Source organism: Pseudomonas sp. LAP_36 (genome assembly GCF_019456785.1).
Classification (GTDB): Bacteria; Pseudomonadota; Gammaproteobacteria; order Pseudomonadales; family Pseudomonadaceae; genus Aquipseudomonas; species Aquipseudomonas tritici.
The window spans coordinates 199,395-223,803 of the sequence record NZ_JAHZMS010000008.1 but is presented as its reverse complement, the minus strand read 5'-3'; the positions used below and the strand labels follow the sequence as shown (position 1 = coordinate 223,803).

The following is a 24,409-nucleotide window of genomic DNA, read 5'->3' as shown; positions in this document are numbered from 1 at the left end:
GTCAACCCTCCAATCAGCGCGGCAGGGCAGGGTGTTGGGCGTAACCGAGCATTTGATCGTAGAGATCATTGCGTCGATCGCGTTGCAGGTCGTTGAGGCTGTTCCAGATCGGTGCACTGCGGGCGCTGGTGATATCAATGTCGGCGAACAAAATCTCCTGGCGATTGGCCGAAGCGACAGCGCCAATCGGCCAGCCATTGGTTCCGGCAATCAATGAGCATCCGAGGTAACGGGCGTCTCGCTCCTCGCCAATGCGGCTGGCGGCAGCGATAAACACGTTGTTGACGTGGGCGGCGGTCATCGTCAGGTATGACGCCATGCATTTGCCCGCTTCATCGAATAGCGGCGGTGGTGTCCACACCCAGTTGTTCAGGCTACAAATAATATCTGCGCCTTGTTGGCTGAGAATGCGTGGCACCTCCGGGAACCAGATGTCCCAGCAAATCAGCAAGCCAATACGGCCGATCGGCGTTTCAAATACCGGAAAGCCTGTATCGCCGGGGGTGAACCAAAGCTTTTCCAGGTTCCACAAATGCGCTTTGCGGTATTTTCCGATGTAGCCTTCGGGCCCTAACAGCACGGCCGTATTGAATAGCTGCATACCGTCTATTTCACACAGGCCTGCTACCAGATACACCTGGTGCCTGCAGGCAAACTCTATCCACGCTTGCACGCTGGTACCGTCTGGCACTCGCTCTGCGTGATCAAAAGCATCCTGGCGGCTGCTGAAGAAATACCCGCAATTGGTGAGCTCGGGCAACACGATCAGGTTGGCTCCGCCGCTCGCGGCTTCGGCCGCCAGTGCGAGGCTCTGACTCAGGTTATTGGCGCGGTTGGCCATGCCGACCTGTGGATCAAGTTGAATGACCGCTACGCGTGCAGGGCTTACTGATTCGCTCATTGAGGTGACCTCTTATTGTTATACAACCGGAAGATGGTTGGATGTTTATAAGAGGCGACAATATGTTTAATTAAAAGTCAGACGGTTCTCGTTGCTACGTAGTCTATTTCCTTTATTGCTCGGTTTTGTATTCTGGGTAGTCCTGCATATCAAAGCCGCCGTTGAAGTTGGCGCGTGTTTTATTGCAGATGTTTATCACTGTGTCGACGGCGCCTCTGAAGCAAGGCTCAGTCCAGCCAGCATCAACGGAAAACGACTCGCCGCAGAGATAAAGTCCCGACTTATGAGAGAAGTCCCTGTTGTATTTCATTAAGGACACCGCGTGGTAGTAGGTGCCTGCGCGATAGAGCTTTGCACAACCCAGCGAGTGTTTGTCGTTCATCCAGCGTTGGACGACTGCCTGTTTACGGCCTATATACGGTGAGATTTTTTCTTTGATGTTTGTGGACTTCAAGAGGATTCGGTCTAGCTCCTTTATGCATTTATCCACCAGCTGTTCGTCGTCAAATACCGATAGCTTGGTAGCGTCGTCTTCCCACGTGTAGCTGAGCAGGATGCAGTCATAGGTATTATTATTGTGGTAGCGGTAGGTATATACATCATGTACCCAGCTGTCCGTAATGATCGCTTGAGGTATGTTTTTGTTATCTGAAAGAAACGACTTTTTCAGTGGGGCGTAGACTTTGCAGCTGGTTTCCCAGTGGGCGGTTTTATAGGCCTCTATAATGTCGAATGGGAGTGTTTTCTGGTTGAAGTTTTCAATTGGTATTTGTGTCTCGATCAGCCAGGAGGGGAGTGTCATTACGACAGAGTCACAATCGATAAATACGTTTTCCGTTTGATCTTTTTGTGTGGCGTTCCAGCTGTAATACACGCGTATTTTTCCGTCCTTGAGTTTTTTCAGTTTTGTCACTGCACTGCGGGTCAGTAAACCGGATGGGCTCTTTAAAAGGTGTTCGTACAAAGATTCATCAGTCTCGTCGGGCTTTATGAATAGCAGCGATTCCGCCAGCGATCCAAGGCCAATATAGTGTGGTTTGTTAAATTTAAGCCCTCTGGAGTCCAGGGTCTCTTTAGCATCCAGGTACGGTGCGTCCATGGGGGTACCGTCTGCGTCAACCCGACCGTGAATCAACTGCAGATGACTGCTGAATCCAAATATCGCCGTGCGCAGAGGGTAAAGCGCGCATACGTCATAGAAGGCGCCCCAACTACCATCACCAATTCCGATGGCGTAGAAAACCGCAGATTCCTGGGCACTCATACCCAGGCCGCCAAAGTTTCCAGGATCACTGTGGTGCCACGTATCAATACTTGGCAGCTTGACCAGGTCCCGAAAGGACATACCTTCGTATTTTCTTACTATCGATGCCCACATGTCCTCCCAGCGTTCGGAGCCGTAATATTCGGAGACGCACAGCGTCATACGCTCGGCAAATGTCTTCCATTTCGCGAAAACGTTACCCAGCGTTTGCCCTGGCGGGGCTGTTTTTCCATCGGCGTTTTTCCATATCAGTAGGGTAGGTTCACTGCTGTTATCTATGCTCCCTTCTCTTAGGAATATACCGGTTGAGCGGACTGCCGGGCTGCCCGGGTTTGGAAAGTCTGAATGGCGCAAATCGAATTCGTTAGCGTAATAGGCCATCAGTGAACGACCGTCTTTGGGCGGCTCATTTGTCTTGTTGAAGAACGGCATCCTCATTGCACCCATCTCGAAAGGGGGCCTGCCTGGCGTGTTGGTGTGATTGCTCCCAAGGGCGGTAAGGTGTCGGCCGCCAATACGCTTGGATTTTTCAAGTAAGGTAATGTTTGTGAACCCGCACCTGTAAAGCTCGCGCGCAGTCGTCAGGCCGGTAATGCCAGCGCCAATAACGCAGATTTTATGATCGGGTTCAGTGGCGTGGGCAATCCCGTTTACCTGTTCAACCAACGCGCGATAGTCAAAGCACAGGTCGGGTGGATTGGGGAATGTTGCCCTCCATTTGTTCTCGGTAGAGCGCTTTTCTCGATGCTGCCGCTGGGCAATGTCTGCGGGGTAGTTGAAGCCGGAACCGATGGTCATTCTGATATTCCCTATTCAGAGTAATGAACGCTTCATAGGTTGAGCGGTGGCACTGGACGCGAGAAATAGTCTGAAGGTGTTTTTGGGGGAGGGAGCGTCGTGTTTTTTTGTAAGTGCATTTCAAGCAGCAAGCGCAGAGAGAACCCTCTCCCCCTGAAAGGCGCTGCGGCGTGTCGCAACTATCAGTGTTGCGTTTGAAGCTTGCCAAACCCGTTTGATTCTGGGAAAAACGCCATCCTTTGCGTCCTAATGAGACCCCCCATGAGCCACGACGAACTCCAGATCACCGACATCCGCCTCGGCACCGGCAAAGCCGTGGTCAAGGGCGCGTTGATTACCACCCAATACACCGGCACCCTGGAGGACGGCACGGTATTCGATTCGTCTTGGGAGCGCGGCAAGCCGTTCCAGTGTGTGATCGGCACCGGGCGGGTGATCAAGGGCTGGGACCAGGGTTTGATGGGTATGCAGGTGGGCGGTGTTCGCACCTTGTTCGTGCCGGCGCATCTGGCGTATGGCGAACGGTCGATGGGCGCGCATATCAAGCCCAACAGCAACCTGCGTTTTGAGATTGAGTTGTTGGAAGTGCTGACGCGAGATGATTGAGGGCGGATGAACATGGATGTTGATGAGCACGTGTTGCCCGCTTGCTCTGTTGCAGGTATTCGGGTGGTTGAGCTGTGCGCTAGCGACGAGGCCGATCTGCAACGGTTTTTCGAGCGAGCGCCGGATTATTTCATTGCGGTGAACGGCGAGCCGGCCACGCCGACTGAGGCGTGCGAGGAGTTGCACGGGCAACTGCCCACAGGATGGACCTGCCGCCGGATGTATTGGCTGGGTTATCGCGATGCTGACGACCGATTGGTCGCGGTGGTGAACATTGCCGCTGACCTGCTGGCGAGCGGGGTGTGGCATATCGGGCTGCTGCTGGTCGATTCGTGCCTGCATGGCACTGGCCTTGCGCAACGACTGCATGCGGACCTTGAAGTATGGGCTGCGAAGAAGGGCGCCCAATGGCTGCGGTTGACGGTGGTTATCGGCAATATCAAAGCCGAGCGTTTCTGGCCCAGGCTTGGGTATGTGCAGGTACGTACGCGGGAGGGCGTGACGATGGGACGGCAGGTGAACCGGGTGTCGATTCAGGTCAAGGCGCTGGCGGGTGGGGCGGTTGAGGATTACTTGAGGCGGGTGGCGAGGGATCGACCGGGTACGCCATAGCAACGGATGTACGCCAATCGGTGTGGGAGCTGGCTTGCCTGCGATGGCGGCCTTTCAGCTAGAGCCCCATTGCCTGACACTGCGCCATCGCAGGCAAGCCAGCTCCCACATTTGATCTTCAGCGTATCCGGGAAAACGGCTTTCCTGAACCCACCCTGAAGAATCTTCTCATTCCCCATCGGGAAACTTTCCTACGGTTTACTCTCCTGAAGTCGGGGCGTAAGCTTCGCGCGTTTTCATCAATAGCGGAGACCCTCAGTGGGTACTTGTTCGAGTGACAGTAGTCGGCCGGTTCTGGTAACCGGCACAGGCTTGGCAAGGTAACGTGCATTCTTCCGATGCCGTTGTCTCGCCAATAAAAGCGAGAAGCGGTATCCCGGCAGTAGCCAGTCCTGGCGCCTGCCCGAATCCCTCTCATCGACGCTGACCAGCACCTGACTCACCTCGGGATGCTACGGACGCGCCTGCCTTTACGGTGGGCGGGCCAAGCTGACTGTGCCTGTAAAATGGCGCGGGGCAGACGGCCGTACCTGCACGAGTGTTTCCTCGCGCAGGAGTAACACCATGAACTTCACGCTGCTCAAAGAGTTCTTCGCCGGCTTCCTGCGGACCCGGCATATTGCCCGGCATTTCCGCCGCCTGGCGATGCTCGAAACCGTGACCGACGCCAGTGTCAGCCGCGAAGTACCACCGACCCTGGCACAAACCCTGGTGGTCTCGGCCAACAACAGCGCCGTGCAATTGCTAGGCACGCTAGGCAGTCATTCCGAAGGTTTGAACACCCAAGAGGCCGATGCCCTGCGCGTGCAATACGGCTTCAACGAAGTCGAGCATGAGCAGCCGCTGCCCTGGTGGGTGCACCTGTGGCACTGCTACAAGAACCCGTTCAACCTCTTGCTGACCCTGTTGGCAGTCATCTCCTGGCTGACCGAAGACATGAAGGCCGCCACGGTGATTTTCTCCATGGTAGTGCTGTCGACGCTGCTGCGTTTCTGGCAGGAGGCCAAATCCAACAAGGCCGCCGATGCACTGAAGGCCATGGTGAGCAACACCGCCACGGTGCTGCGTCGCGATGAGGCCAAGCGCATCGAGTTACCGATCAAGCAGTTGGTGCCCGGCGACCTCATTGTGCTTTCGGCCGGCGACATGATCCCGGCCGACTGCCGTGTGCTCAGCGCAAAGGACCTGTTCGTCAGCCAAGCGGCGATGACCGGGGAATCGATGCCGGTGGAGAAGTTCGCCCAGCAGCAGGACGCCAACACCCGCAACCCGCTGGACCTGGAGAATATTCTGTTCATGGGCACCAACGTGGTGTCCGGCGCGGCGACGGCGGTGATCCTGACCACCGGTAACAGCACCTATTTCGGCGCGTTGGCCCAGCGTGTGACGGCCACCGACCGCGCGACCACGTCGTTCCAGCACGGCGTTAACAAAGTCAGCTGGTTGCTCATTCGGTTCATGTTCGTGATGGCGCCACTGGTGCTGTTCATCAACGGTTTCACCAAGGGTGACTGGACTGAGGCGCTGCTGTTTGCATTGTCGATTGCCGTGGGCCTCACCCCGGAAATGTTGCCGATGATCGTCACCTCCACCCTGGCCAAGGGCGCGGTGTTTCTGTCGCGCAAAAAGGTCATCGTCAAGCGCCTGGACGCGATCCAGAATTTCGGCGCCATGGATGTGCTGTGCACCGACAAGACCGGCACGCTGACCCAGGACAGGATTTTCCTGGCGCGCCATGTGGACGTGTGGGGCGAAGAGTCCGACGATGTGCTGGAAATGGCCTACCTCAACAGCTACTACCAGACGGGTCTGAAAAACCTGCTGGACGTGGCGGTGCTGGAGCACGTGGAGGTGCATCGCGAGCTGAAAGTCGGCACCGCGTTCCACAAGGTCGATGAGATCCCGTTCGATTTCAATCGTCGCCGCATGTCGGTGGTAGTGGCCGAGGAAGGCTTGCCGCACCTGTTAATTTGCAAGGGTGCCGTGGAGGAAATCCTCTCGGTGTGCAACAACGTGCGCCATGGCGACACCAACGAGGCGCTGACCGATGAACTGCTGGCACGTATTCGCCAGGTCACCGCTGCGTTCAACGAAGAAGGCTTGCGCGTGGTGGCCGTGGCCGCGCAACCGATGGCACCGGGGCGCGACACCTACAGCCTGGCGGATGAGCAAAACCTCACGCTGATCGGCTACGTGGCTTTCCTCGACCCACCGAAGGAAAGCACCGCACCCGCCCTCAAGGCGCTCAAAGCCCATGGCGTCGCGGTAAAAGTGCTGACCGGTGACAACGAGCTGGTCACCGCCAAAATCTGCCGCGAAGTGGGCCTGGAGCAACAAGGCCTGCTGATGGGCAACGACATCGAGGACATGACCGACGCCGAGCTGGCAGAGGCTGTGGAAACCACCAACGTGTTCGCCAAGCTGACGCCGAGCCACAAGGAGCGCATCGTGCGCCTGCTCAAGGCTAACGGACATGTGGTGGGCTTTATGGGCGATGGCATCAACGATGCGCCGGCGTTGCGTACCGCTGACATCGGTATTTCGGTGGACAGCGCGGTGGATATTGCCAAGGAAGCCGCCGACATCATCCTGCTGGAAAAGAGCCTGATGATCCTGGAGGAGGGCGTGCTGGAGGGGCGGCGTACCTTCGCCAACATGCTCAAGTACATCAAGATGACCGCCAGTTCCAACTTTGGCAACGTGTTCTCGGTGCTGGTGGCCAGTGCATTTATCCCGTTCCTGCCGATGCTGCCGATGCATTTGCTGGTGCAGAACCTGCTGTATGACATTTCGCAGATCGCGATTCCGTTCGATAACGTCGATGAAGAAATGCTCGCCAAGCCACAACGCTGGCAACCGGGCGATGTCGGCCGTTTCATGCTGTTTTTCGGGCCGATCAGTTCGATCTTTGACATCACCACGTTTGCACTCATGTGGTATGTCTTCGATGCCAACACCCCCGACCACCAGACCCTGTTCCAGTCCGGCTGGTTTGTGGTGGGGCTGCTGACCCAGACGCTGATCGTGCACATGATCCGCACCCCGAAAATCCCCTTCCTGCAAAGCCGTGCGGCGATGCCGTTGATGGTGATGACCGGCGTGATCATGGCCGTGGGGATTTTCCTGCCGATGGGACCGTTGGCGCATTACTTTAAATTGCAGGCGCTGCCATCGCTGTACTTTGTGTTCCTGCCCGTGATCCTGCTGGCGTACATGGCCCTGACCCAGGCGGTGAAGGGTTACTACATCCGTAAGTTTGGCTGGCAATAAACAGGGACGATTTCCTATGCAAGCAATCAATAATATCAACCTCAATTCTCTGATCGACACCCTGGTCAGCCTCACTGCGGCATTCATCCTCGGTGGCCTGATCGGTTTCGAACGTCAATACCGCCAGCGCACCGCAGGTCTGCGCACCAACGTGCTGGTGGCGGTGGGCGCGGCGATTTTCGTCGACATGGCCAACCGTCTCGGCGGTGCAGAAGGCGCGGTGCGCGTAGTGGCGTATGTCGTGTCGGGTATCGGCTTTCTCGGCGCCGGTGTGATCATGCGTGAAGAGGGCAATGTGCGCGGGCTCAACACCGCCGCCACGCTCTGGGCGTCGGCGGCGGTGGGGGCTTGCGCGGGTGCCGACCTGATCCTCGAAGCGCTGCTGGGCACGCTGTTCGTGCTGGCGGCCAACACCTTGCTGCGGCCGATCGTCAACAATATCAACCGCCAGCCGCTGGATGTGGTGTCGGCAGAGGTGACCAATATCTTGTATGTGATCGCCCGGCGTACCCAGCAGAAAGCCGTGCTGGCGTTGCTGGAGGCCGAGCTGGCGCGTTGCAATTACCCAGCCAGCGATGTTGACGTGCGCCCCTTTGGCACGGAGGAAGTAGAAATCGAAGCTACCCTGGCCGTGACATCGGTCGACGGTGACGAGTTGGACGCCCTGGTGGCAAGGATATCGATGTCGACTCTGGTGGTGCAGGCGTTCTGGAGTCCGAGTACCACCGAGTAATCTCCAGCTGTAGGGATTTATCCCGCGCAAAGTTGACTATGCTAGGAAAAGTCCCACAAGCAATCAGGACTATCCCTTCATTTGATAAGGCGCCACGTTGCTAAGGTTGCGCGCTTGCGCCTCAGGAACAAGGGCGCGGTTCGACGTGTTTACTGTGCTTTATCAAAAGGAGGGGGTCTGTACTGCCTGAAGTGTCATGCAGAGTAATCAGCACCGTTTGTCGGAACTGTTACTTTTCACAGGTAGATAGGTCCCGTGTGATATGTAAGCGTACCGATCCCTCGGGGAGTCTTATGAGCAAAGCTTTAATTGTGGATGATCACCCTTTCATACGCTCAACCGTGAAGTTTCTGTTGAAGCAGGAAGGCTTCGACAAAATATTTGAAGCAGGCAACGGTGCTGACGCCATGCAGATTGCGCGTGAGGAACGCCCCGATCTGGTCATCCTCGACTTGGCAATGCCCAAGCTCGGCGGCCTGGAGGTGATCAGCCGGATCAAGGCACTGGAACTGCCTTGCAAAATTCTGGTGCTGACTTCGTACTTGGCAGTGTTCTTCTCTACCCGCTGCATGCGCGCCGGAGCCATGGGCTTTGTTGCCAAGACGGGTGAACTCGACGAGTTGCAAAAGGCTATCAGGGCGATCAGGTCCGGTTACAGCTGCTTCCCCAGCGTGGCCACCAGTTCGGTGCGCCGTGATGATTTGCAGACCACCGAGCAAGAACTGGTGGACGCGCTGTCGGATCGCGAATTGACGGTATTGCAAAAACTGGCGCTGGGCCTGGGCAACAAGGAAATCGCTGAGGACATGTTGTTGAGCCACAAGACCATCAGCACCTATAAGACGCGACTCAAGGAGAAGCTGCGTATGTCCTCGGTGGTGCACCTGTCCAAGTTCGCCCAGCGCAATCATCTGATCTGAAATGACCATCTCCCGGCTGTTGATATTCACGGCCTTCCTGCTGATGGGGCTGTTGCCCTGCGCGGCGATGGCCCTGGATGAGACACATACACTGCGACTGTTCGGCCATTCCACGCTTGAAAACCCACGCCTGGAACTTGAGGAAAGTGACTGGCGTTGGCTGCGCGAGCGACGGGTGTTGGTGATGGGAGTGTCAGCGCCCGACTACATACCTTTCGACCAATCCAACGAAAACGACTTTGAAGGCATCACGGCTGACTATACGTGGCTGATCAGCCTTATTTTAAACATACCTATCGAGGTTCGACGCTACGACACCCGTGATGAAGTCATCGAAGCGCTCAAACGGGGCGAGGTGGATTTAGTCGGGTCTGCCAACGGTTACGAAGCGGCCGATAAGGAACTGATACTGTCGCGTTCCTACGCCAATGATCAACCCGTGTTGGTGACTCGCACGGGTGACAGCCATTCATTGAGCGTCGACCTGGCTGGCAAGCGCGTAGCGATGCTTTACCACTATATGCAGCCTGACGCTGTCCAGGCCTTTTATCCCCAGGCGCAACTGCAGCTGTACGGCTCGACTCACCAGGCGATCGGTGCCGTGGCGTTCGGTCAGGCGGATGTCTACTTGGGCGACGCCATCAGCACTCGCTATCTGATCAACAAGAACCACCTCAATAACGTCCGCATGGCAGATTTTTCCGCACTGGAGGTCAACCCGTTCGGGTTCGCTTTCAACCAGGACAACATCCGTCTGCTGAACATCATCAATGCAGCGCTGGGCATTATCACGCCCAGCCAGCAGATGGAAATCCTGCGCCGCTGGAGTGCAGGCGACAGCGGTTCCCTGGCCGCTGACCGGTTGCGTTTGAGTGAGAGTGAGCAGCGCTGGCTGATAAAGCACCCACGCGTAACAGTGGCTGTGCTCGACAAGTTCATGCCGCTGTCATTTTTCAATGAGCAAGGCCAACCGGTGGGTTTGAGCGACGAGGTGTTGTCGCGGATCAGCTTGCGTACGGGTTTGAAGTTCGAAGTGGTGCAAGGCAGCTCGTTGCCTCAGCAAGTTGACGACGTCAGCACCGGCAAAGTGGACATGCTGGCGGTGATCACGCCCAGCGTCGAGCGGGCCGAAAAGCTGCGCTTTACCCGACCCTATCTGTCCAATCCTTATGTATTGGTGGCGCGCGCCGGCGACGAACGTTTGGTTACGCTCGAAGACATGCCCGGAAAACGCCTGGCGTTTATTGGCGGCAACAGCCTCGCCGCGCAAATTGCCCGCGACTATCCAGGTATCGAATTTGTCGACGTCGCAAACCCGGAGGACGCCATGGATTTGGTCGCCAAGGGCAGTGTCGATGCGACTGTTATTTCGCTGATCAGTGCACGCTACATGATTGCGCGCCATTACCGTGATCGCTTGCGTATCACCAGCACCGTCGGTACGGAGCCAGCGCGGATTGCTTTCGGTGTCAATCGCAGCCAACTGGAGCTGTATTCGATCCTCGAGAAGGCGCTGTTGAGTATCACGCCTGAAGAAATGGACGAGCTGACCAACCGTTGGCGCAGTGAGATCATCATCGAAGACAGCTATTGGATCAGTCATCGCAACGTGATTATCCAAGGATTTGGCGTGGCCGCGTTGCTGCTGCTGATCACCCTGGGCTGGGTGCTCTACCTGCGCAACCTGATTCACAAGCGAACACAGGCCGAACGGGCCCTGAGCGACCAGATGCGGTTCATGAGCGTTCTGATCGACGGCACTCCGCACCCAATTTACGTGCGCGATCGCCAGGGCCGGTTAATGGCCTGCAATAACGCTTACCTCGATGTATTTGGCTTTAAGTTGGAGGATGTGATCGGCAAGACCGTGGTGCAAACCGATACGGGCAACCCGCCCCAGGCACAGTCGTTCCACGCCGAATACTTGAGCTTGATGGCGCGGGGTGAGCCGCAGATCCAGGATCGCGTACTCAAGGTTCCCGATGGCAGTGTGCTAACCATCTACCAATGGATGCTGCCGTACCGAGATAGCAATAGCCACGTTGTAGGCATGATTGCGGGTTGGGTGGATGTGAGCGAGCGCCAGCGGCTGTTGAGCCAGTTGCAGGCAGCCAAGGAGGACGCAGACTCGGCAAACCGCGCCAAGACCACATTCCTCGCGACCATGAGCCATGAGATCCGCACGCCGATGAATGCCGTGATCGGCATGATCGAATTGGCCCAGAAAAACGCCGAGCAGGGCCGCGTCGATCAGGATGCGCTGGAGGTGGCGTCGATGGCCTCGCGAAGCATGCTGGAATTGATCGGCGATATTCTGGACATTGCGAAGATAGAATCCGGCCACCTGTCCCTGACCTTGGCGCCGGCCAATCTCCACGAGTTGTTGGCATCTGTGGCGCGTGTGTTTGAGGGGCTGGCGCGGGACAAAGGCTTGCAGCTGCAAGTGGAGCTCGATCCGATGACTGCCCGCTCGGTGCTCATCGACCCTTTGCGCTTCAAGCAAGTGGTGTCCAATCTGCTGGGGAATGCCATCAAGTTTACCGCCACCGGTCAGGTTCGCCTGGGTGCACAGTGCGCCCCGGCGTTGGCCGGTGACCACTTGAACCTACGGTTGTATGTCGAAGACACGGGGGTTGGCATCAGTGCTGAAGATCAGCAGCGTTTGTTCAACCCATTTATCCAAGGGAGTAATAACGAACAGTCGGCGCGCAGTGGTTCCGGCCTCGGGTTAGTGATCAGTCGCAACCTGTGCGAGATGATGGGCGGTCAACTGCGCTTGAGCAGTGTGCTGGGCAAGGGGACGCGGGTGGACGTGACGTTGGCGCTGGCGTTGACCAGCGCAGCACAGGTTTCGACTCCCGTCGCACGTGTTCCACCGACGCAGGCGTTGAACCTCCTGGTGGTCGACGACTACCCGGCCAACCGCTTGTTGCTGACTCGTCAGCTGAGCTTCCTTGGGCATCACATCGTCACGGCCGAAGATGGCGCCGAGGGCTTTGCACTGTGGCAGGCCGGGCATTTTGATGGCGTCATCACGGATAGCAACATGCCGGTTATGGACGGTTACACGCTGGCACGTAATATCCGTGCCCAAGAGCGTCAGCGTGGTCTGGTGCCGTGCCTGCTGCTGGGGTTCACTGCCAACGCCCAGCCGGAGGAAACCGAACGCTGCAGGCAGGCGGGCATGGATGGTTGCCTGTTCAAACCGACCGGCCTTGATGATTTGCGTGCGGCGCTGGCACCTCGCAGCGCAGCAGCCGTGACGGGTGAGGTCGAGCCGGCGTACGACCTCAGTACGCTGACTACGCTGACAGGCGGTGACACTGCCGCGCTTAACGAGTTACTCGTGCCATTGCTCATCAGTCTTGCAGAAGATCGCCTGCTGCTGCCGACGCTGCAAAATCACGCGGATATCGCCAAGTTGCATGACCTGGCTCATCGCGTGAAAGGGGGCGCTCGCATGGTCAAGGCCCACAGGTTGGTCGCCTGTTGCGAAACCTTGGAAGGGGTGTGTGAAAGACATGACCACCAGGCATTGGCGGCCGCGATACAGGCGCTGGACGCGGCCATCGATGGTTTGCATCACAGCCTGAGCCGGCACAGCAAGCAGGCTTGACTGAGGTGGATAGCCATTCGGCGGATTTGGGAGAACTCCTACATGGAAGGGGAACAAGCCTGATTTTGTCTTCGGCATATGTCTGGAAAATGGGCCTCGCTCACTGACGAGCACTGCCTGCCCAGGGGTTTGCCATGCCAAACAAAGCACTGACTATCCTGATTGCCGATGAGCAACACCTGCAACGCCTGTACATCGAGAAAATGCTCAACAAGCTGGGGTATCACCGGATCGTACCGGTGCAAACCTTCGAAGAGGTCCAGCTACTCACTGCTATCCCGGCCCAACCCTTTGACGTGCTGATCATCAATGCGGGGCTGGCGGTCCACGCTTGCGGGCTTCAACCTCAGGCGCATCATGTGCTGGTCTACGATCACCAGGACCTGAGCCTGGATATGGACGCCACCGCCGACGCAACGCCGGCGGTGCTGGTGCGGCTGCCCGGCGTGCCGGATAGCGTCAACCTCGAACACTTCATGGACATCATCGACCCACCCGCAGCCACCACCGGCCTGCGGGTGTTACCGTGGCTGCGGGAGTTATCGCGCGCGCCCGTGGCCGGGGCCTAGTCCCACTCTGGTGCGATACCTTTCGGGCTGGTCAGGCGGTGGCCGCGCTCCAGCTCGGCAATCTGCGCCATGTCGGCAGCACTCAAGGTCAGTTGCAGGGCCCTGAGGTTGCTTTCCAGGTTGGCACGTTTGGTCGACGATGGGATGACCGCGTAGCCCAGTTGCATGGCCCAAGCCAGCGTCACTTGCGCCGGGGTAGCCTGATGGCGCTCGGCGATTTGCTCGATCACCGGGTCTTTGAGCACTTCGCCGTAGGCCAGGGTCATGTAGGAGGTGATCTGGATACCGTGAGCGGTGGCAAAATCCACGACCTTGCGATTTTGCAGGTAGGGGTGCAGTTCGATCTGGTTAGTGGCGATGTTCTCGGCACCAACGGCAGCAATCGCTTGCTTCATCAGGTCGACGGTGAAGTTGGAGATGCCGATCTGGCGGGTCAGGCCCAGGCGTTTGGCTTCCAGCAGTTGGCCCATGAATTCGGTGACAGATACCTGGTCTTCCGGCGATGGCCAGTGGATCAGGGTGAGGTCCAGATAGTCGGTTTTCAGTTTGCTCAGGCTTTCGCGCAGGCTTGGGATCAACTGGCCTCTGGCGAAATTGGCGATCCAGATTTTGCTGGTGATAAACAGCTCATCGCGCGGGATGCCGCTGGCGGCAATGGCTTGGCCGACGTCTGCTTCGTTCTCATAGATCTGCGCGGTGTCGATGACGCGGTAGCCCAGTTCCAGGCCGGTGCTGACAGAATCGATCACCACCTGGCCTTGCAAGCGGAAGGTGCCTAGGCCGAAGGCCGGAACGTTTTGCGTTGGGATAGACATCAGTAACTCCAGAAGGGGTGTAAACAATGGAGTCGAGTATCCGCTCGTCGTTCCTCTGGAAAAACCGCCGAATCCGAAAAGGACTTTTTACCCCACGTCACGAATAGCGCCTGGGAGCTGGCTTGCCTGCGATGGCTGCGTGTCAGGCTAAAAGTCTGTAGCTGATGTACCGCGATCGCAGGCAAGCCAGCTCCCACATTTTTATCTCCATCCGTCAGTTGGCTTTGTGTTGTTCGCGCAACCGCTCCGCCGCACTGCGCAGCAGTTGCTCGGTGCCGCTCCAGCCCAGGCAACCATCGGTCACCGACACACCGTACTTCATCGACGCGCTCAACGGCTGGCAACCTTCGAACAGATGACTTTCGAGCATCATGCCGATCAGCGCGGTGTCGCCCTGCAGGCGTTGCTCCAGTACGTCGTTGAATACGGCCGGTTGACGCAACGGGTCCTTGCCGCTGTTGGCATGGCTGCAGTCGACCATGATCCGCGCCGCCACCTTGGATTTGGCCAAGTCGTGCTTCACCTGCGCCACGCTTTGCGCATCGTAGTTCGGCCCACGGTGACCGCCGCGCAGTACCAAATGAGTATCGGGGTTGCCCGGGGTCTGGATGATCGCCGGGTGGCCCTGGCTGTCGACGCCGAAATGGCGGTGCGGGTGTGAAGCCGAGCGCATCGCGTCACAGGCAATCGCCACACCGCCGTCGGTGCCGTTCTTGAAACCCACGGGTATGCCCAGGCCACTGGCCATTTCGCGGTGGATCTGCGATTCGGTGGTGCGCGCGCCAATCGCGACCCAACTGAGCAGGTCATCGAAGTAGCCGGCGGCCATGGGTTGCAGCAACTCGGTGGCTACCGGCAGGCCCAGGCGCAGCATTTCGCGCATCAGTTCGCGCGACAGCGTGAGGCCGGCAGCCATGTCATCGCTGCCATCCAAATGGGGGTCGTAGGCCAGTCCTTTCCAGCCGATGGTGGTGCGCGGTTTTTCGACGTAGGCGCGGATCACCAGCAGCATCTGGTCGCTGACTTCAAGCGCGAGCTTCTTCAGGTTGCGCGCGTATTCCATGGCCGATTTCGGATCGTGGATCGAGCACGGGCCGACAATCACCAGCAACCGTGAATCGTCGCCATTGAGGATGGCGCGCACAGCTTGGCGATGGGCGTGGACTTGCTCGTTGAGGAACGGGCTGAGCGGCAGCTTGTGTTTCAACTCAAGCGCACTGGGCAGGCGCTGGGTCAGGGCTTCATTGGCGCTGGTCAGGGCAGAGAGGGGCAGGGCGGCGGTGGCAGTGTTCATATTCAAGGCTTCCTGGGCAAGCGGCGGGCTATTCCCGCGCGCTCTGCCCTACTGGGGTGTTCGACAATTGGCCGTATCGGCTACGTGCGCTGGTGTGCCACCAATAGGTGACCGATCGGAGGCGGCAGGCTGTCCCGAGCGGAGCTTGCTAAATCGCCATGCAGTGGAAGTGTCGTAGCGGTAATAGGTGGCGTAGTTCATGTCATGAGTCCTTTAAGTGTTCTTGCAAAATTGATGGAGGCCTGAAAAAACAAAACCCCCGGTCGGGGAGCCGACCGGGGGTTAGATTTCTCTGGTAGGCGACCCCTTGAGTAGTGGGCGCCGATTTCAGGTATCAGGCGCGCCAGTGGCTAAACCAATACCCAAAATAAAAGCATGCCGCTGCGCTCGAACCGTTCACGCGGGTAGCCGATACCAGGCGCGGGGCGCTGGCAGCAGGGCAAACCTGAGTGTGGGTGAGTTGCAACACGGTATGTCTCCAAATGATGGGGGCAGCTTACTAGAGGCACGCGGGGGGATTCAATCAGAAATTTCTATCGTGCCGGGGTACTTACTGCTATCGGCCGGGATATGCTTGTAACACTTCAACAATTTGCTTGGACGCGACCATGACTGCCCTGACCCTTGCTGCGGCTCAATCCATTTCCATTGCGGGTGATGTGCCGGCCAATATCGAACGGCACGTGGCGTTCATGCACGTGGCGGCCGAACATAATGTGCAATTACTTGTATTTCCCGAGCTGTCGTTGACCGGGTACGAGCCGTCATTGGCTGCCGGTTTGGCGATTACGCCAGATGACCCAGTCTTGGCGCCGCTGCGTGAAATAGCCCGGGCGTTGCGATTGACGGCGGTAGTGGGAATGCCTGTCCGCCTCGCACCCGATGCCGGTGTGTTGATTGGCGCGCTGGTACTGGGCGCGGATGGCTCCCTGGCGCTCTATACCAAGCAGCATTTGCACCCAGGCGAAGAGGTTGCGTTCGTCCCAGGCCAGGGCGGTGCGGCCCTCGAGTGGGAGGATGAGCAGATAGCATTGGCCGTGTGCGCGGACTTCTCCCACGCCAGTCATCCGCGCCTGGCGGCGGAGGCGGGCGCCACTGTCTACGCCGCTGGCGTGCTGGTGAGCGAGGGCGGCTACGCAACGGACAGCGCGTTACTCCAGGGCTATGCGGCTGAGCATGGCCTGCTGGTGTTGATGGCCAACCATGGCGGTCCGTCCGGTGGCTATGTTTGCGCCGGTCGCAGCGCCATCTGGGCGGCTGATGGCGGTTTGCTGGCCGCCGCTCCCGGTGTTGGCGACGCGCTGGTGATTGCCCGTCGTGTTGACGACGTGTGGGCTGGCCAAGTGGTTGCTCTCTAAATGGCGTTCCACTTGCGCGCGGCGACGGACCACGACCTGGCGTTCGCGCGGACGTTGACTTTCGAAGCCATGAGCCGCTACTACGTGCAATACGGCCTGGTGTGGTCCAACGATGGCTTTGATGTTGCCTGGGCGGGCCGTGAAAACTGGCTGATCTGCAATGATGACGTCGTGCTGGGTTTTATCAGCCTGAGCCGCGACAGTCGCGCGCTCTATATCCGTGAGTTGCATATGCTCGAGGCGTGTCGCGGGCTGGGCGCGGGCAGTTGGGTATTGGAGCAGATGGCAATCAAGGCTCAAGCCTTGGGTTTGTTACGCTTGACGGTGTTCAAGGGTAATCCTGCCAGGCAGCTCTATCAGCGCAGTGGGCTGAACGTTGTGGGTGAAGAGGATTGCTTCTGGCGCATGGAGCGTGCCTGTCAATCGAGCTAATCCCTGTGGTCCATTCTAATAAGCGCATACTGGGTACAGCAGGCGACTTTCTTGTTGTCGCTTCAACGTGTCAAACAGGAATATGCATTCAAATGAGTGGAATTGGTTCGCGTTTGAGACAAGAAAGGGAGCGACTTGGCCTGTCGCAAAAAGTGTTTGGTGAAATTGGCGGTGTTGAAGCCAACGCACAGGGTAAGTACGAAAGCGGAGGGCGAGCGCCCAAGGCCGACTACTTGTCGCGTGTCGCCGAAAGAGGTGTAGACGTGTTGTACGTGCTGACCGGTGAAACCACGCCGCTTCAACTGGAGAATCTCAGCCAGATTGAAGAAAAAGTACTGGGGGACTACCGCGCGATGTTCAAGGAAGACCAGGCTGCAATCCGTCGTTTGACGTCTAGCCTTGCCGAGCATTGTGTGACGCATAACGGTAAAACCATGCCGTAGCCCCGGGATTCCTGACCTGTTGCCCAGAAAATTGAGCCGTCCGGCCCGCACTGGGCGGCTACTGTGTGTGCTAACGCTATATATATGACGCTTGCAGCTAGGTCTGCGCCTAGGTTTTTTGCTAAGGTGTTCAGCAACCTATAAGACCATATCGCGAGGTGTCTGCTTGATTAGGGTGCTAGTAGTCGATGACCATGATCTCGTTCGTACAGGCATTACACGAATGCTGGCTGACATCGATGGCCTGCAAGTAGTCGGCCAGGCCGAGTCCGGGGAAGAGTCCCTGATCAAGGCCCGGGAGTTGAAACCCGATGTGGTGCTGATGGACGTCAAGATGCCTGGTATCGGTGGTCTTGGCGCCACGACCAAGTTGTTGCGCAGCCACCCGGACATCAAAGTCGTGGTGGTGACCGTGTGTGAAGAGGACCCGTTCCCGACACGCCTGTTGCAGGCGGGTGCGGCCGGTTACCTGACCAAGGGCGCAGGCCTGGCGGAGATGGTGCAAGCGATTCGCCTGGTATTTGCGGGCCAGCGTTACATCAGTCCGCAGATTGCCCAGCAACTGGCCATCAAATCCTTCCAGCCCACCAGCGACTCGCCATTTGATGCGCTGTCGGAACGGGAAATCCAGATCGCCTTGATGATTGTCGGTTGCCAGAAGGTGCAGACGATTTCAGACAAGCTGTGCCTGTCGCCCAAGACCGTCAACACCTACCGCTATCGCATTTTCGAGAAGCTCGCCATCAGCAGTGATGTTGAATTGACCCTGCTCGCGGTGCGCCACGGCATGGTGGACGCCAGCGCCTGACATGACCACATTGTTTGATCCAAGTGCTTTCCTCTCGACCTGCAGTGGCCGCCCCGGCGTGTACCGCATGTTCGACAGTGAGGCGCGCCTGCTGTATGTCGGCAAAGCCAAGAACCTGAAGAACCGTTTGGCGAGCTACTTTCGCAAGAGCGGTCTTGCGCCCAAGACCGCTGCGCTGGTGGCGCGTATCGCCCAGGTCGAAACCACCATCACCGCCAATGAAACCGAGGCGTTGCTGCTCGAGCAGACGCTGATCAAGGAATGGCGGCCGCCGTACAACATTCTGCTGCGTGACGATAAATCCTACCCCTACGTGTATTTATCCGACGGTAATTTCCCACGCCTGAGCATTCATCGTGGCGCGAAGAAGTCGAAGGGCAAGTATTTCGGACCCTATCCCAGCGCCGGCGCGATCCGCGAAAGCCTGAGCCTGCTGCAAAAGACCTTTTTTGTGCGCCAGTGCGAAGACAGCTTCTACAAGAACCGCACCCGGCCGTGTCTGCAGTACCAGATCAAACGCTGCAAGGCACCCTGCGTGGGACTGGTTGAGCCGGCCGAGTACGCCGAGGATGTGCGCCATTCGGTGATGTTCCTCGAAGGACGCAGCAATGCGCTCACCGACGAACTCTCCAGCGCCATGGAGCAAGCTGCCAGCACCCTGGATTTCGAGAAGGCCGCCGAACTGCGCGATCAGATCTCCCTGCTGCGTCGCGTGCAGGACCAGCAGAGCATGGAAGGCGGTACCGGCGACGTCGACGTGATCGCAGCCTTCGTTAACCCGGGTGGTGCGTGTGTGCACCTGATCAGCGTGCGTGGCGGGCGGGTGTTGGGCAGTAAGAATTTCTTCCCGCAGACCGGTATCGACGAGGAGGTCGCCGAAGTCATGGCGGCGTTCCTTGGCCAGTACTACGTCAGCAGCCCCGAGCGCGACCTGCCAGCGGAGCTGATCGTCAACGTGGTGCATGAAGACTTCCCCACGTTGATCGAGGCGATCCACGAACTGCGCGGCCGCGAGCTGGATATCAGCCACCGCGTACGCGGCACCCGCGCGCGCTGGCAGCAATTGGCCGTGACCAATGCCGAACAGGCCCTGGGAGCGCGCCTGGCCAATCGACAGCATGTCGCAGCACGCTTCGATGCCCTGGCCGAAGTCCTCAACCTGGACGAGCCGCCACAGCGTCTTGAGTGCTACGACATCAGCCACTCCAGCGGCGAGGCCACCGTGGCGTCCTGCGTGGTGTTCGGGCCGGAAGGGCCGATCAAATCCGATTACCGGCGCTATAACATTGAAGGTGTCACCGCTGGCGATGACTATGCGGCCATGCACCAGGCCCTCACGCGACGGTTCAGCAAGCTGAAGGACGGCGAGGGCAAACTGCCCGATATCCTGCTGGTGGACGGTGGCAAAGGCCAGCTGTCCATGGCTCGCGACGTGCTCAACGAACTGGCCGTGCCCGACCTGATCCTGCTCGGCGTGGCCAAGGGCGCCACACGCAAAGCCGGTTTCGAAACGTTGTACTTGAATGATGCCGCCCACGAGTTCACCTTGAAGGGCGACTCGCCTGCGTTGCATTTGATTCAGCAGATCCGCGACGAAGCCCACCGTTTCGCCATTACCGGCCACCGTGCCCGCCGAGGTAAAACCCGGCGAACGTCAACCCTGGAAGGGGTGGCGGGGGTTGGGCCGACACGGCGTCGCGACTTGCTAAAACATTTTGGTGGCTTGCAGGAGCTGTCCCGTGCCAGCATTGACGAAATAGCCAAAGCACCCGGTATCAGTAAAAAGCTCGCTGAGTTGATTTATGCGAACCTGCATAGCGAATAGAATGCCCTTTCCACCTCGTAGCCAGTTGTGCCGATGAATATCCCTAATCTGATCACCGTTCTACGCGTCCTGCTTATCCCTATTTTCATTCTGTTGTTCTATTTGCCGTACGAATGGAGCTATATGGCCTCCAGCTCGGTGTTTGCGTTTGCCGCCGCCACCGACTGGCTCGACGGCTACCTGGCACGTCGCCTGGAGCAGAGCACCCCGTTCGGCGCGTTCCTCGACCCCGTGGCCGACAAGCTCATGGTGGCCGTCGCCCTGGTCCTGCTGGTGCAGGAACACGGCAACCTGTGGCTGACCCTGCCGGCTGCGGTGATCATCGGCCGCGAGATCGTGGTGTCGGCCCTACGCGAATGGATGGCTGAAATCGGCGCCCGCGCCCACGTGGCCGTCTCCAACATGGGCAAATGGAAAACCGCCGCGCAAATGCTCGCATTGGTGATTCTGCTGGCCAACCCGTCGGATTTCTCTTTCTGGGTCCTGACCGGCTATGCCTTGCTGCTCATCGCCGCCGGCCTGACCTTGTGGTCCATGCTCCAGTATTTGCGCGCCGCCTGGCCGCATCTGCGTACCACTGTTGAAAAGAAATAAAACTTTTTTGAATCAAGGGGTTGACGGGTTCTGATATTTCTATAGAATGCGCACCACCAAGACGCGGGAATAGCTCAGTTGGTAGAGCACGACCTTGCCAAGGTCGGGGTCGCGAGTTCGAGTCTCGTTTCCCGCTCCAAAATTTGATCTGCGGATGTCCATTGGGCACTGGGATCCACGAAATAGACGCTTAGGCGTCTTTTTTCGTTTCTGCGGGAAAACACTGAAATCCAGGGCAATCCAATCCGGTACGTTTAAGTATCGTTTTAAGTACTGTCTAACGGACAGGCTCAAATTTGTATTGTTGCTGGGTCCTCTCAGGTCTTCAGACGAGTGTCCATCGACGACTCCTGCGATATCCTCCCGTGCCAAGACGGCTAAAACGCCTATCGCTGCTGTAGCTCCCCAGAAAAAACAACCGCTGATCACGCCGGCCTCCAGCAGGGGTGCAGGCTTACGACCTTGATGCATTGCCGCGCCCATAATCCGCATGTTGCTGGGGCCGGAGCTCGCCGCTCTAGCGATACTTGCGAGTCGTCTGTCGCGCTTGCTGGCGCGCGTTGGGTTGCTGTCAAGTTATCCCATCGATCAAAATATGTCGTTGCCCACGGCTGCATTGCTCAATCCGCGCCTCAACCTGGTACACCTCGCGAAGCATGTGTTCGGTGATCACCTCATGACTCGCGCCGCTGCCCTGCGCGGTGCCGTCGGCAATCACCAATACCTGGTCGGCAAAGCGCAACGCCTGGTTCAGGTCATGCAGGGCAATAAACACGATCACCTTCTGTTTGCGGGCCAGTGCGCTCATGAAGTTCAACACTTGCACCTGACGATGCATATCGAGGGCGCTGGTGGGCTCGTCCATCAGCAGGATTTCCGGCTCGCGCACCAAGGTCTGGGCGATTGACACCAGTTGCTGCTGGCCGCCGCTGAGTTCGCCGAGGTTGCGAAAGGACAAGTCACTGATGCCAAGGGCCTCGAGCATTTCGTCCACCAGATTCAGTTCGTCATCGTGGACGGTCCATTGCGGCGACAGTTGCTTGCGGGCCAGGAGCACCGATTCATAGACCGTCAACCGTGCACTGGCATTCAAGCCCTGGGGCATGTAGCAGATGCCTTGCTGGCCCTTTTTCGAGTCCTGCAGGATCACCTGTCCAGGCCCATCGATCAGCCCGGCCATGCGTTTAAACAAGGTGGATTTGCCCGCGGCATTGGGGCCCACCACGGCGACCACCTGGCCGCCGTTGAACGCGGCAGTGGTAACGCCGCGGATGATCGTGCGCTGGCCATAGCGGGCACCCAGGTCTTGCAGCTGAATCTTCACCATGAGTTTTTCTTCCCGCTGAGGATCAGAGATATGAAGAACGGCACGCCGATCAGTGAAGTGACCACCCCGATCGGGAAGATGGCGCCGGGGATCAGGGTTTTGCTCACCACTGAACTGGCGGACAGAATCAGTGCGCCGGTCAGCAGCGAGGCCGGCAGGAAGAAGCGCTGGTCCTCGCCGATCAACATCCGCGCAATATGCGGGCCGACCAGCCCGATAAAGCCGATGGTGCCAACAAAGGCCACGGGGAACGAGGCGAGCAGGCTGACCATGATCAGCGTCTGGAAGCGCAGGCTGCGCACGTTGATCCCGAAACTGGCGGCCTTGTCGTCGCCCAGTCGCAGCGCGGTCAGGGCCCAGGCTCGTTTGGCAAAGATCGGCAGGGTGATCACGATCACCAGGCAGATCACCCCCAGTTTGGGCCAGGTGGCTTTGGTCAGGCTGCCCATGGTCCAGAACACCACGGCCGCTACGGCTTGCTCGGTGGCGAAAAACTGCACCAGAGCCAATAACGCGTTAAACGTGAACACCAGGGCGATACCCAGCAGCACGATGGTTTCTGCGGTGACTCCGCGACGCATGCTCAGAAAGTGAATCAGCAGCGCCGAAAGCATGGCCATGATGAACGCGTTGACCGGCACCATGTACTGCGCCGCTAATGGAAACAGCGCCACACCAAACGCCAGCCCCATGGCCGCACCAAAACTGGCGGCGGCGGAAATGCCCAGGGTGAAGGGGCTGGCCAGCGGGTTATTGAGGATGGTCTGCATCTGCGCGCCGGCCAGTGACAACGCCGCACCCACGGCAACCGCCATCAGGGCGATCGGTAGGCGGATGTCCCACATCACCACGCGAACCTGTGCCGGCGCACTGTCCGGCGCAAAGAGTGCACCGAGCACCTCATTGAAGCTGTAGCTCGCCGGCCCCAGAGCCAGGTCAAGCAGCACACTGCACGACAGCAGCAGGGCCAGGCCCGCGAGGATCAGGCGCTTGCGCAGCACCAGGCGCCGGTAGGTGTCGCGTTGAATCACGGCGCTCATGGCTTGAGGCTCACGAAGTACCCAGGCTCATAGGGCACCGGCAGGAATCGCTCGTGCAATTCGCGAAACGAGGCTTCAGGGTCCAGGTCGGTAAACAATGTCGGATGAAACCACTTGGCCAACTGCTGGATGGCCACGAACTGATAAGGGCTGTTGTAGAACTGATGCCAGATCGCATGGAACGCCTGGTCATCCTGCGCCTTGATCCCGGCATAGGCCGGGCGCTGGGTGTACCAGGCCAATTTGCGCCGGGCTTGCGCCATGTCGGCACCGGGGCCCACACCGACCCAATGGCCACCGGGGGCAAAGGCTTCCCAGTTGGCACTGGTGACCACCACCTGCTCCGGGTTGGCGACGATCACTTGCTCGGGGTTCAACTGGCCGAAGGTGGTGGGAATTATGTCTCTGGCGATATTGTTGCCGCCTGCCATATCGACGAAAAGCCCAAAGTTTTCATTGCCGAAACTCAGGCAGCAATCGTCGGTGTAGCCGCCGATGCGCTCGATGAATACGGCGGGGCGCGAAGGGTGCTGCGCTTTGATCACGTCGGTGACACGACGGATCTGCTGGTTACGAAAGTCGATAAAGGCTTCTGCACGTGCTTCTTTGCCGAATAACTGGCCGAACAGGCGCATGGTCGGTTCGGTGTTTTGCATCGGGTGGTTGCGAAAGTCGACGTACACCACCGGAATCCCCAGGGCGTCGAGCTTCTCGATGTATCGCGCATCCTCGGTAGCGTGTTGGGCCTCGATATTGAGGATGATCACATCGGGATGCTGGGAGATGGCCTGCTCGATATCGAAGGTGCCGTCTTCAAAGCCGCCGAAGGTGGGGATTTTGGCGATGTCGGGAAATTTACGCAGGTAAGCGCCATAGGTGTCCGGGTCGGACTGGATCAGGTCCTTGCGCCAGCCGACGATTCGCTCGATCGGGTTTTGCGTATCCAGCGCGGCAACCAGGTACAACTGACGACCTTCCCCCAGAATGACGCGCCTGACCGGCAGGTGCACCTTGACCTGACGTCCGAGCAAGTCGGTGACGGTGCTGCGTGTTGCCTGCGGCTCGGCCGCCGCTGACGGCAGTGCCCACCCCAACAAACCAGCAAACAGCAACCCGGCGAAGGCGTGGCTGCGTCGAACAATGGTAACCATGGTTAAAGCCTTTGCAGTGGTCGGGCCGGATGG

General features: G+C 58.4%; 20 protein-coding genes and 1 tRNA gene. 14 read left to right on the top strand and 7 right to left on the bottom strand.

All coding sequences use genetic code 11. The features are described 5' to 3' along the window. Positions 1-13 precede the first annotated feature (13 nt). Complete coding sequence (locus tag JBO08_RS23150; RefSeq protein WP_065879976.1) at positions 14-901, bottom strand: nitrilase family protein; 888 nt, start codon at positions 899-901, stop codon at positions 14-16. A gap of 112 nt (positions 902-1,013) precedes the next feature. Continuing rightward, complete coding sequence (locus JBO08_RS23145; protein ID WP_065879975.1) at positions 1,014-2,963, bottom strand: FAD-dependent oxidoreductase; 1,950 nt, start codon at positions 2,961-2,963, stop codon at positions 1,014-1,016. A 261-nt stretch (positions 2,964-3,224) separates the two neighbouring features. Here JBO08_RS23145 and JBO08_RS23140 point away from each other — a divergent pair, with 261 nt between their 5' ends. From JBO08_RS23140 to JBO08_RS23110, 7 genes are all read left to right on the top strand, one after another. Continuing rightward, positions 3,225-3,569 (top strand): FKBP-type peptidyl-prolyl cis-trans isomerase, encoded by a 345-nt coding sequence (locus JBO08_RS23140; RefSeq protein WP_220074965.1) that lies wholly within the window; start codon positions 3,225-3,227, stop codon positions 3,567-3,569. 12 nt (positions 3,570-3,581) lie between these two features. Then, positions 3,582-4,181 (top strand): GNAT family N-acetyltransferase, encoded by a 600-nt coding sequence (locus JBO08_RS23135; RefSeq protein ID WP_065872390.1) that lies wholly within the window; start codon positions 3,582-3,584, stop codon positions 4,179-4,181. 564 nt (positions 4,182-4,745) lie between these two features. Beyond that, on the top strand, positions 4,746-7,451 hold the full coding sequence (gene mgtA, locus JBO08_RS23130) for a magnesium-translocating P-type ATPase (protein ID WP_065879974.1): 2,706 nt from the start codon (positions 4,746-4,748) through the stop codon (positions 7,449-7,451). 16 nt (positions 7,452-7,467) lie between these two features. Beyond that, entirely contained in the window at positions 7,468-8,184 is a 717-nt protein-coding gene (locus JBO08_RS23125) for an MgtC/SapB family protein (RefSeq protein WP_025854501.1), read from the top strand. 293 nt (positions 8,185-8,477) lie between these two features. Beyond that, complete coding sequence (locus tag JBO08_RS23120) at positions 8,478-9,104, top strand: response regulator transcription factor (protein ID WP_065872305.1); 627 nt, start codon at positions 8,478-8,480, stop codon at positions 9,102-9,104. Between the two features lies 1 nt (position 9,105). Then, positions 9,106-12,720, top strand: a complete 3,615-nt coding sequence (locus JBO08_RS23115) for a transporter substrate-binding domain-containing protein (protein WP_220074966.1) — start codon at positions 9,106-9,108, stop codon at positions 12,718-12,720. 134 nt (positions 12,721-12,854) lie between these two features. Continuing rightward, the gene (locus JBO08_RS23110) at positions 12,855-13,289 is read left to right on the top strand and encodes a chemotaxis protein CheY (RefSeq protein WP_065872303.1); all 435 of its coding nucleotides are present in this window, start codon (positions 12,855-12,857) and stop codon (positions 13,287-13,289) included. Here the strand turns inward: JBO08_RS23110 and dkgB are convergent. Continuing rightward, positions 13,286-14,104 carry a 2,5-didehydrogluconate reductase DkgB gene (dkgB, locus tag JBO08_RS23105; protein WP_065872302.1) on the bottom strand — a complete coding sequence of 273 codons (819 nt, stop codon included), beginning with the start codon at positions 14,102-14,104 and terminating at the stop codon, positions 13,286-13,288. The genes JBO08_RS23110 and dkgB overlap by 4 nt on opposite strands. A gap of 214 nt (positions 14,105-14,318) precedes the next feature. Next, positions 14,319-15,398, bottom strand: a complete 1,080-nt coding sequence (locus tag JBO08_RS23100) for a 3-deoxy-7-phosphoheptulonate synthase (RefSeq protein ID WP_065879972.1) — start codon at positions 15,396-15,398, stop codon at positions 14,319-14,321. A gap of 608 nt (positions 15,399-16,006) precedes the next feature. Between JBO08_RS23100 and JBO08_RS23095 the strand changes: the two genes are divergently transcribed. The 7 genes from JBO08_RS23095 (at position 16,007) to JBO08_RS23065 (ending at position 20,997) form a co-directional block, all read left to right on the top strand. Then, on the top strand, positions 16,007-16,756 hold the full coding sequence (locus tag JBO08_RS23095; protein ID WP_065872300.1) for a carbon-nitrogen hydrolase family protein: 750 nt from the start codon (positions 16,007-16,009) through the stop codon (positions 16,754-16,756). Next, entirely contained in the window at positions 16,757-17,188 is a 432-nt protein-coding gene (locus JBO08_RS23090) for a GNAT family N-acetyltransferase (protein ID WP_065872299.1), read from the top strand. A gap of 92 nt (positions 17,189-17,280) precedes the next feature. Beyond that, positions 17,281-17,631, top strand: coding sequence for a helix-turn-helix domain-containing protein (locus JBO08_RS23085; RefSeq protein WP_065879971.1), 351 nt, complete (start codon positions 17,281-17,283; stop codon positions 17,629-17,631). A 166-nt stretch (positions 17,632-17,797) separates the two neighbouring features. Then, entirely contained in the window at positions 17,798-18,439 is a 642-nt protein-coding gene (gene uvrY / locus JBO08_RS23080) for a UvrY/SirA/GacA family response regulator transcription factor (protein ID WP_003190387.1), read from the top strand. A 1-nt stretch (position 18,440) separates the two neighbouring features. After that, the gene (gene uvrC / locus JBO08_RS23075; protein WP_065872297.1) at positions 18,441-20,264 is read left to right on the top strand and encodes an excinuclease ABC subunit UvrC; all 1,824 of its coding nucleotides are present in this window, start codon (positions 18,441-18,443) and stop codon (positions 20,262-20,264) included. Positions 20,265-20,297: 33 nt separating this feature from the next. Then, entirely contained in the window at positions 20,298-20,858 is a 561-nt protein-coding gene (pgsA, locus tag JBO08_RS23070; RefSeq protein WP_049708976.1) for a CDP-diacylglycerol--glycerol-3-phosphate 3-phosphatidyltransferase, read from the top strand. A gap of 63 nt (positions 20,859-20,921) precedes the next feature. After that, a tRNA-Gly gene (locus tag JBO08_RS23065) sits at positions 20,922-20,997 on the top strand. A 432-nt stretch (positions 20,998-21,429) separates the two neighbouring features. Here JBO08_RS23065 and JBO08_RS23060 read toward each other — a convergent pair. The 3 genes from JBO08_RS23060 to JBO08_RS23050 are packed head-to-tail and all read right to left on the bottom strand — an operon-like array spanning position 21,430 to position 24,376. Next, the gene (locus JBO08_RS23060) at positions 21,430-22,185 is read right to left on the bottom strand and encodes an ABC transporter ATP-binding protein (protein ID WP_065872292.1); all 756 of its coding nucleotides are present in this window, start codon (positions 22,183-22,185) and stop codon (positions 21,430-21,432) included. Beyond that, on the bottom strand, positions 22,179-23,225 hold the full coding sequence (locus JBO08_RS23055; RefSeq protein ID WP_065872291.1) for an iron ABC transporter permease: 1,047 nt from the start codon (positions 23,223-23,225) through the stop codon (positions 22,179-22,181). The genes JBO08_RS23060 and JBO08_RS23055 overlap by 7 nt, the downstream gene beginning before the upstream one ends. Continuing rightward, entirely contained in the window at positions 23,222-24,376 is a 1,155-nt protein-coding gene (locus tag JBO08_RS23050; RefSeq protein ID WP_065872290.1) for an ABC transporter substrate-binding protein, read from the bottom strand. Before JBO08_RS23050 ends, JBO08_RS23055 begins: the two co-directional genes overlap by 4 nt. Between the last annotated feature and the right edge of the window lie 33 nt (positions 24,377-24,409).

Coding starts and splice junctions, on each gene's coding strand:
- JBO08_RS23150 (WP_065879976.1), bottom strand. CDS start 901: ATGAGCGAATCAGTAAGCCCTGCACGCGTAGCGGTCATTCAACTTGAT.
- JBO08_RS23145 (WP_065879975.1), bottom strand. CDS start 2,963: ATGACCATCGGTTCCGGCTTCAACTACCCCGCAGACATTGCCCAGCGG.
- JBO08_RS23140 (WP_220074965.1), top strand. CDS start 3,225: ATGAGCCACGACGAACTCCAGATCACCGACATCCGCCTCGGCACCGGC.
- JBO08_RS23135 (WP_065872390.1), top strand. CDS start 3,582: ATGGATGTTGATGAGCACGTGTTGCCCGCTTGCTCTGTTGCAGGTATT.
- mgtA (WP_065879974.1), top strand. CDS start 4,746: ATGAACTTCACGCTGCTCAAAGAGTTCTTCGCCGGCTTCCTGCGGACC.
- JBO08_RS23125 (WP_025854501.1), top strand. CDS start 7,468: ATGCAAGCAATCAATAATATCAACCTCAATTCTCTGATCGACACCCTG.
- JBO08_RS23120 (WP_065872305.1), top strand. CDS start 8,478: ATGAGCAAAGCTTTAATTGTGGATGATCACCCTTTCATACGCTCAACC.
- JBO08_RS23115 (WP_220074966.1), top strand. CDS start 9,106: ATGACCATCTCCCGGCTGTTGATATTCACGGCCTTCCTGCTGATGGGG.
- JBO08_RS23110 (WP_065872303.1), top strand. CDS start 12,855: ATGCCAAACAAAGCACTGACTATCCTGATTGCCGATGAGCAACACCTG.
- dkgB (WP_065872302.1), bottom strand. CDS start 14,104: ATGTCTATCCCAACGCAAAACGTTCCGGCCTTCGGCCTAGGCACCTTC.
- JBO08_RS23100 (WP_065879972.1), bottom strand. CDS start 15,398: ATGAACACTGCCACCGCCGCCCTGCCCCTCTCTGCCCTGACCAGCGCC.
- JBO08_RS23095 (WP_065872300.1), top strand. CDS start 16,007: ATGACTGCCCTGACCCTTGCTGCGGCTCAATCCATTTCCATTGCGGGT.
- JBO08_RS23090 (WP_065872299.1), top strand. CDS start 16,757: ATGGCGTTCCACTTGCGCGCGGCGACGGACCACGACCTGGCGTTCGCG.
- JBO08_RS23085 (WP_065879971.1), top strand. CDS start 17,281: ATGAGTGGAATTGGTTCGCGTTTGAGACAAGAAAGGGAGCGACTTGGC.
- uvrC (WP_065872297.1), top strand. CDS start 18,441: ATGACCACATTGTTTGATCCAAGTGCTTTCCTCTCGACCTGCAGTGGC.
- pgsA (WP_049708976.1), top strand. CDS start 20,298: ATGAATATCCCTAATCTGATCACCGTTCTACGCGTCCTGCTTATCCCT.
- JBO08_RS23060 (WP_065872292.1), bottom strand. CDS start 22,185: ATGGTGAAGATTCAGCTGCAAGACCTGGGTGCCCGCTATGGCCAGCGC.
- JBO08_RS23055 (WP_065872291.1), bottom strand. CDS start 23,225: ATGAGCGCCGTGATTCAACGCGACACCTACCGGCGCCTGGTGCTGCGC.
- JBO08_RS23050 (WP_065872290.1), bottom strand. CDS start 24,376: ATGGTTACCATTGTTCGACGCAGCCACGCCTTCGCCGGGTTGCTGTTT.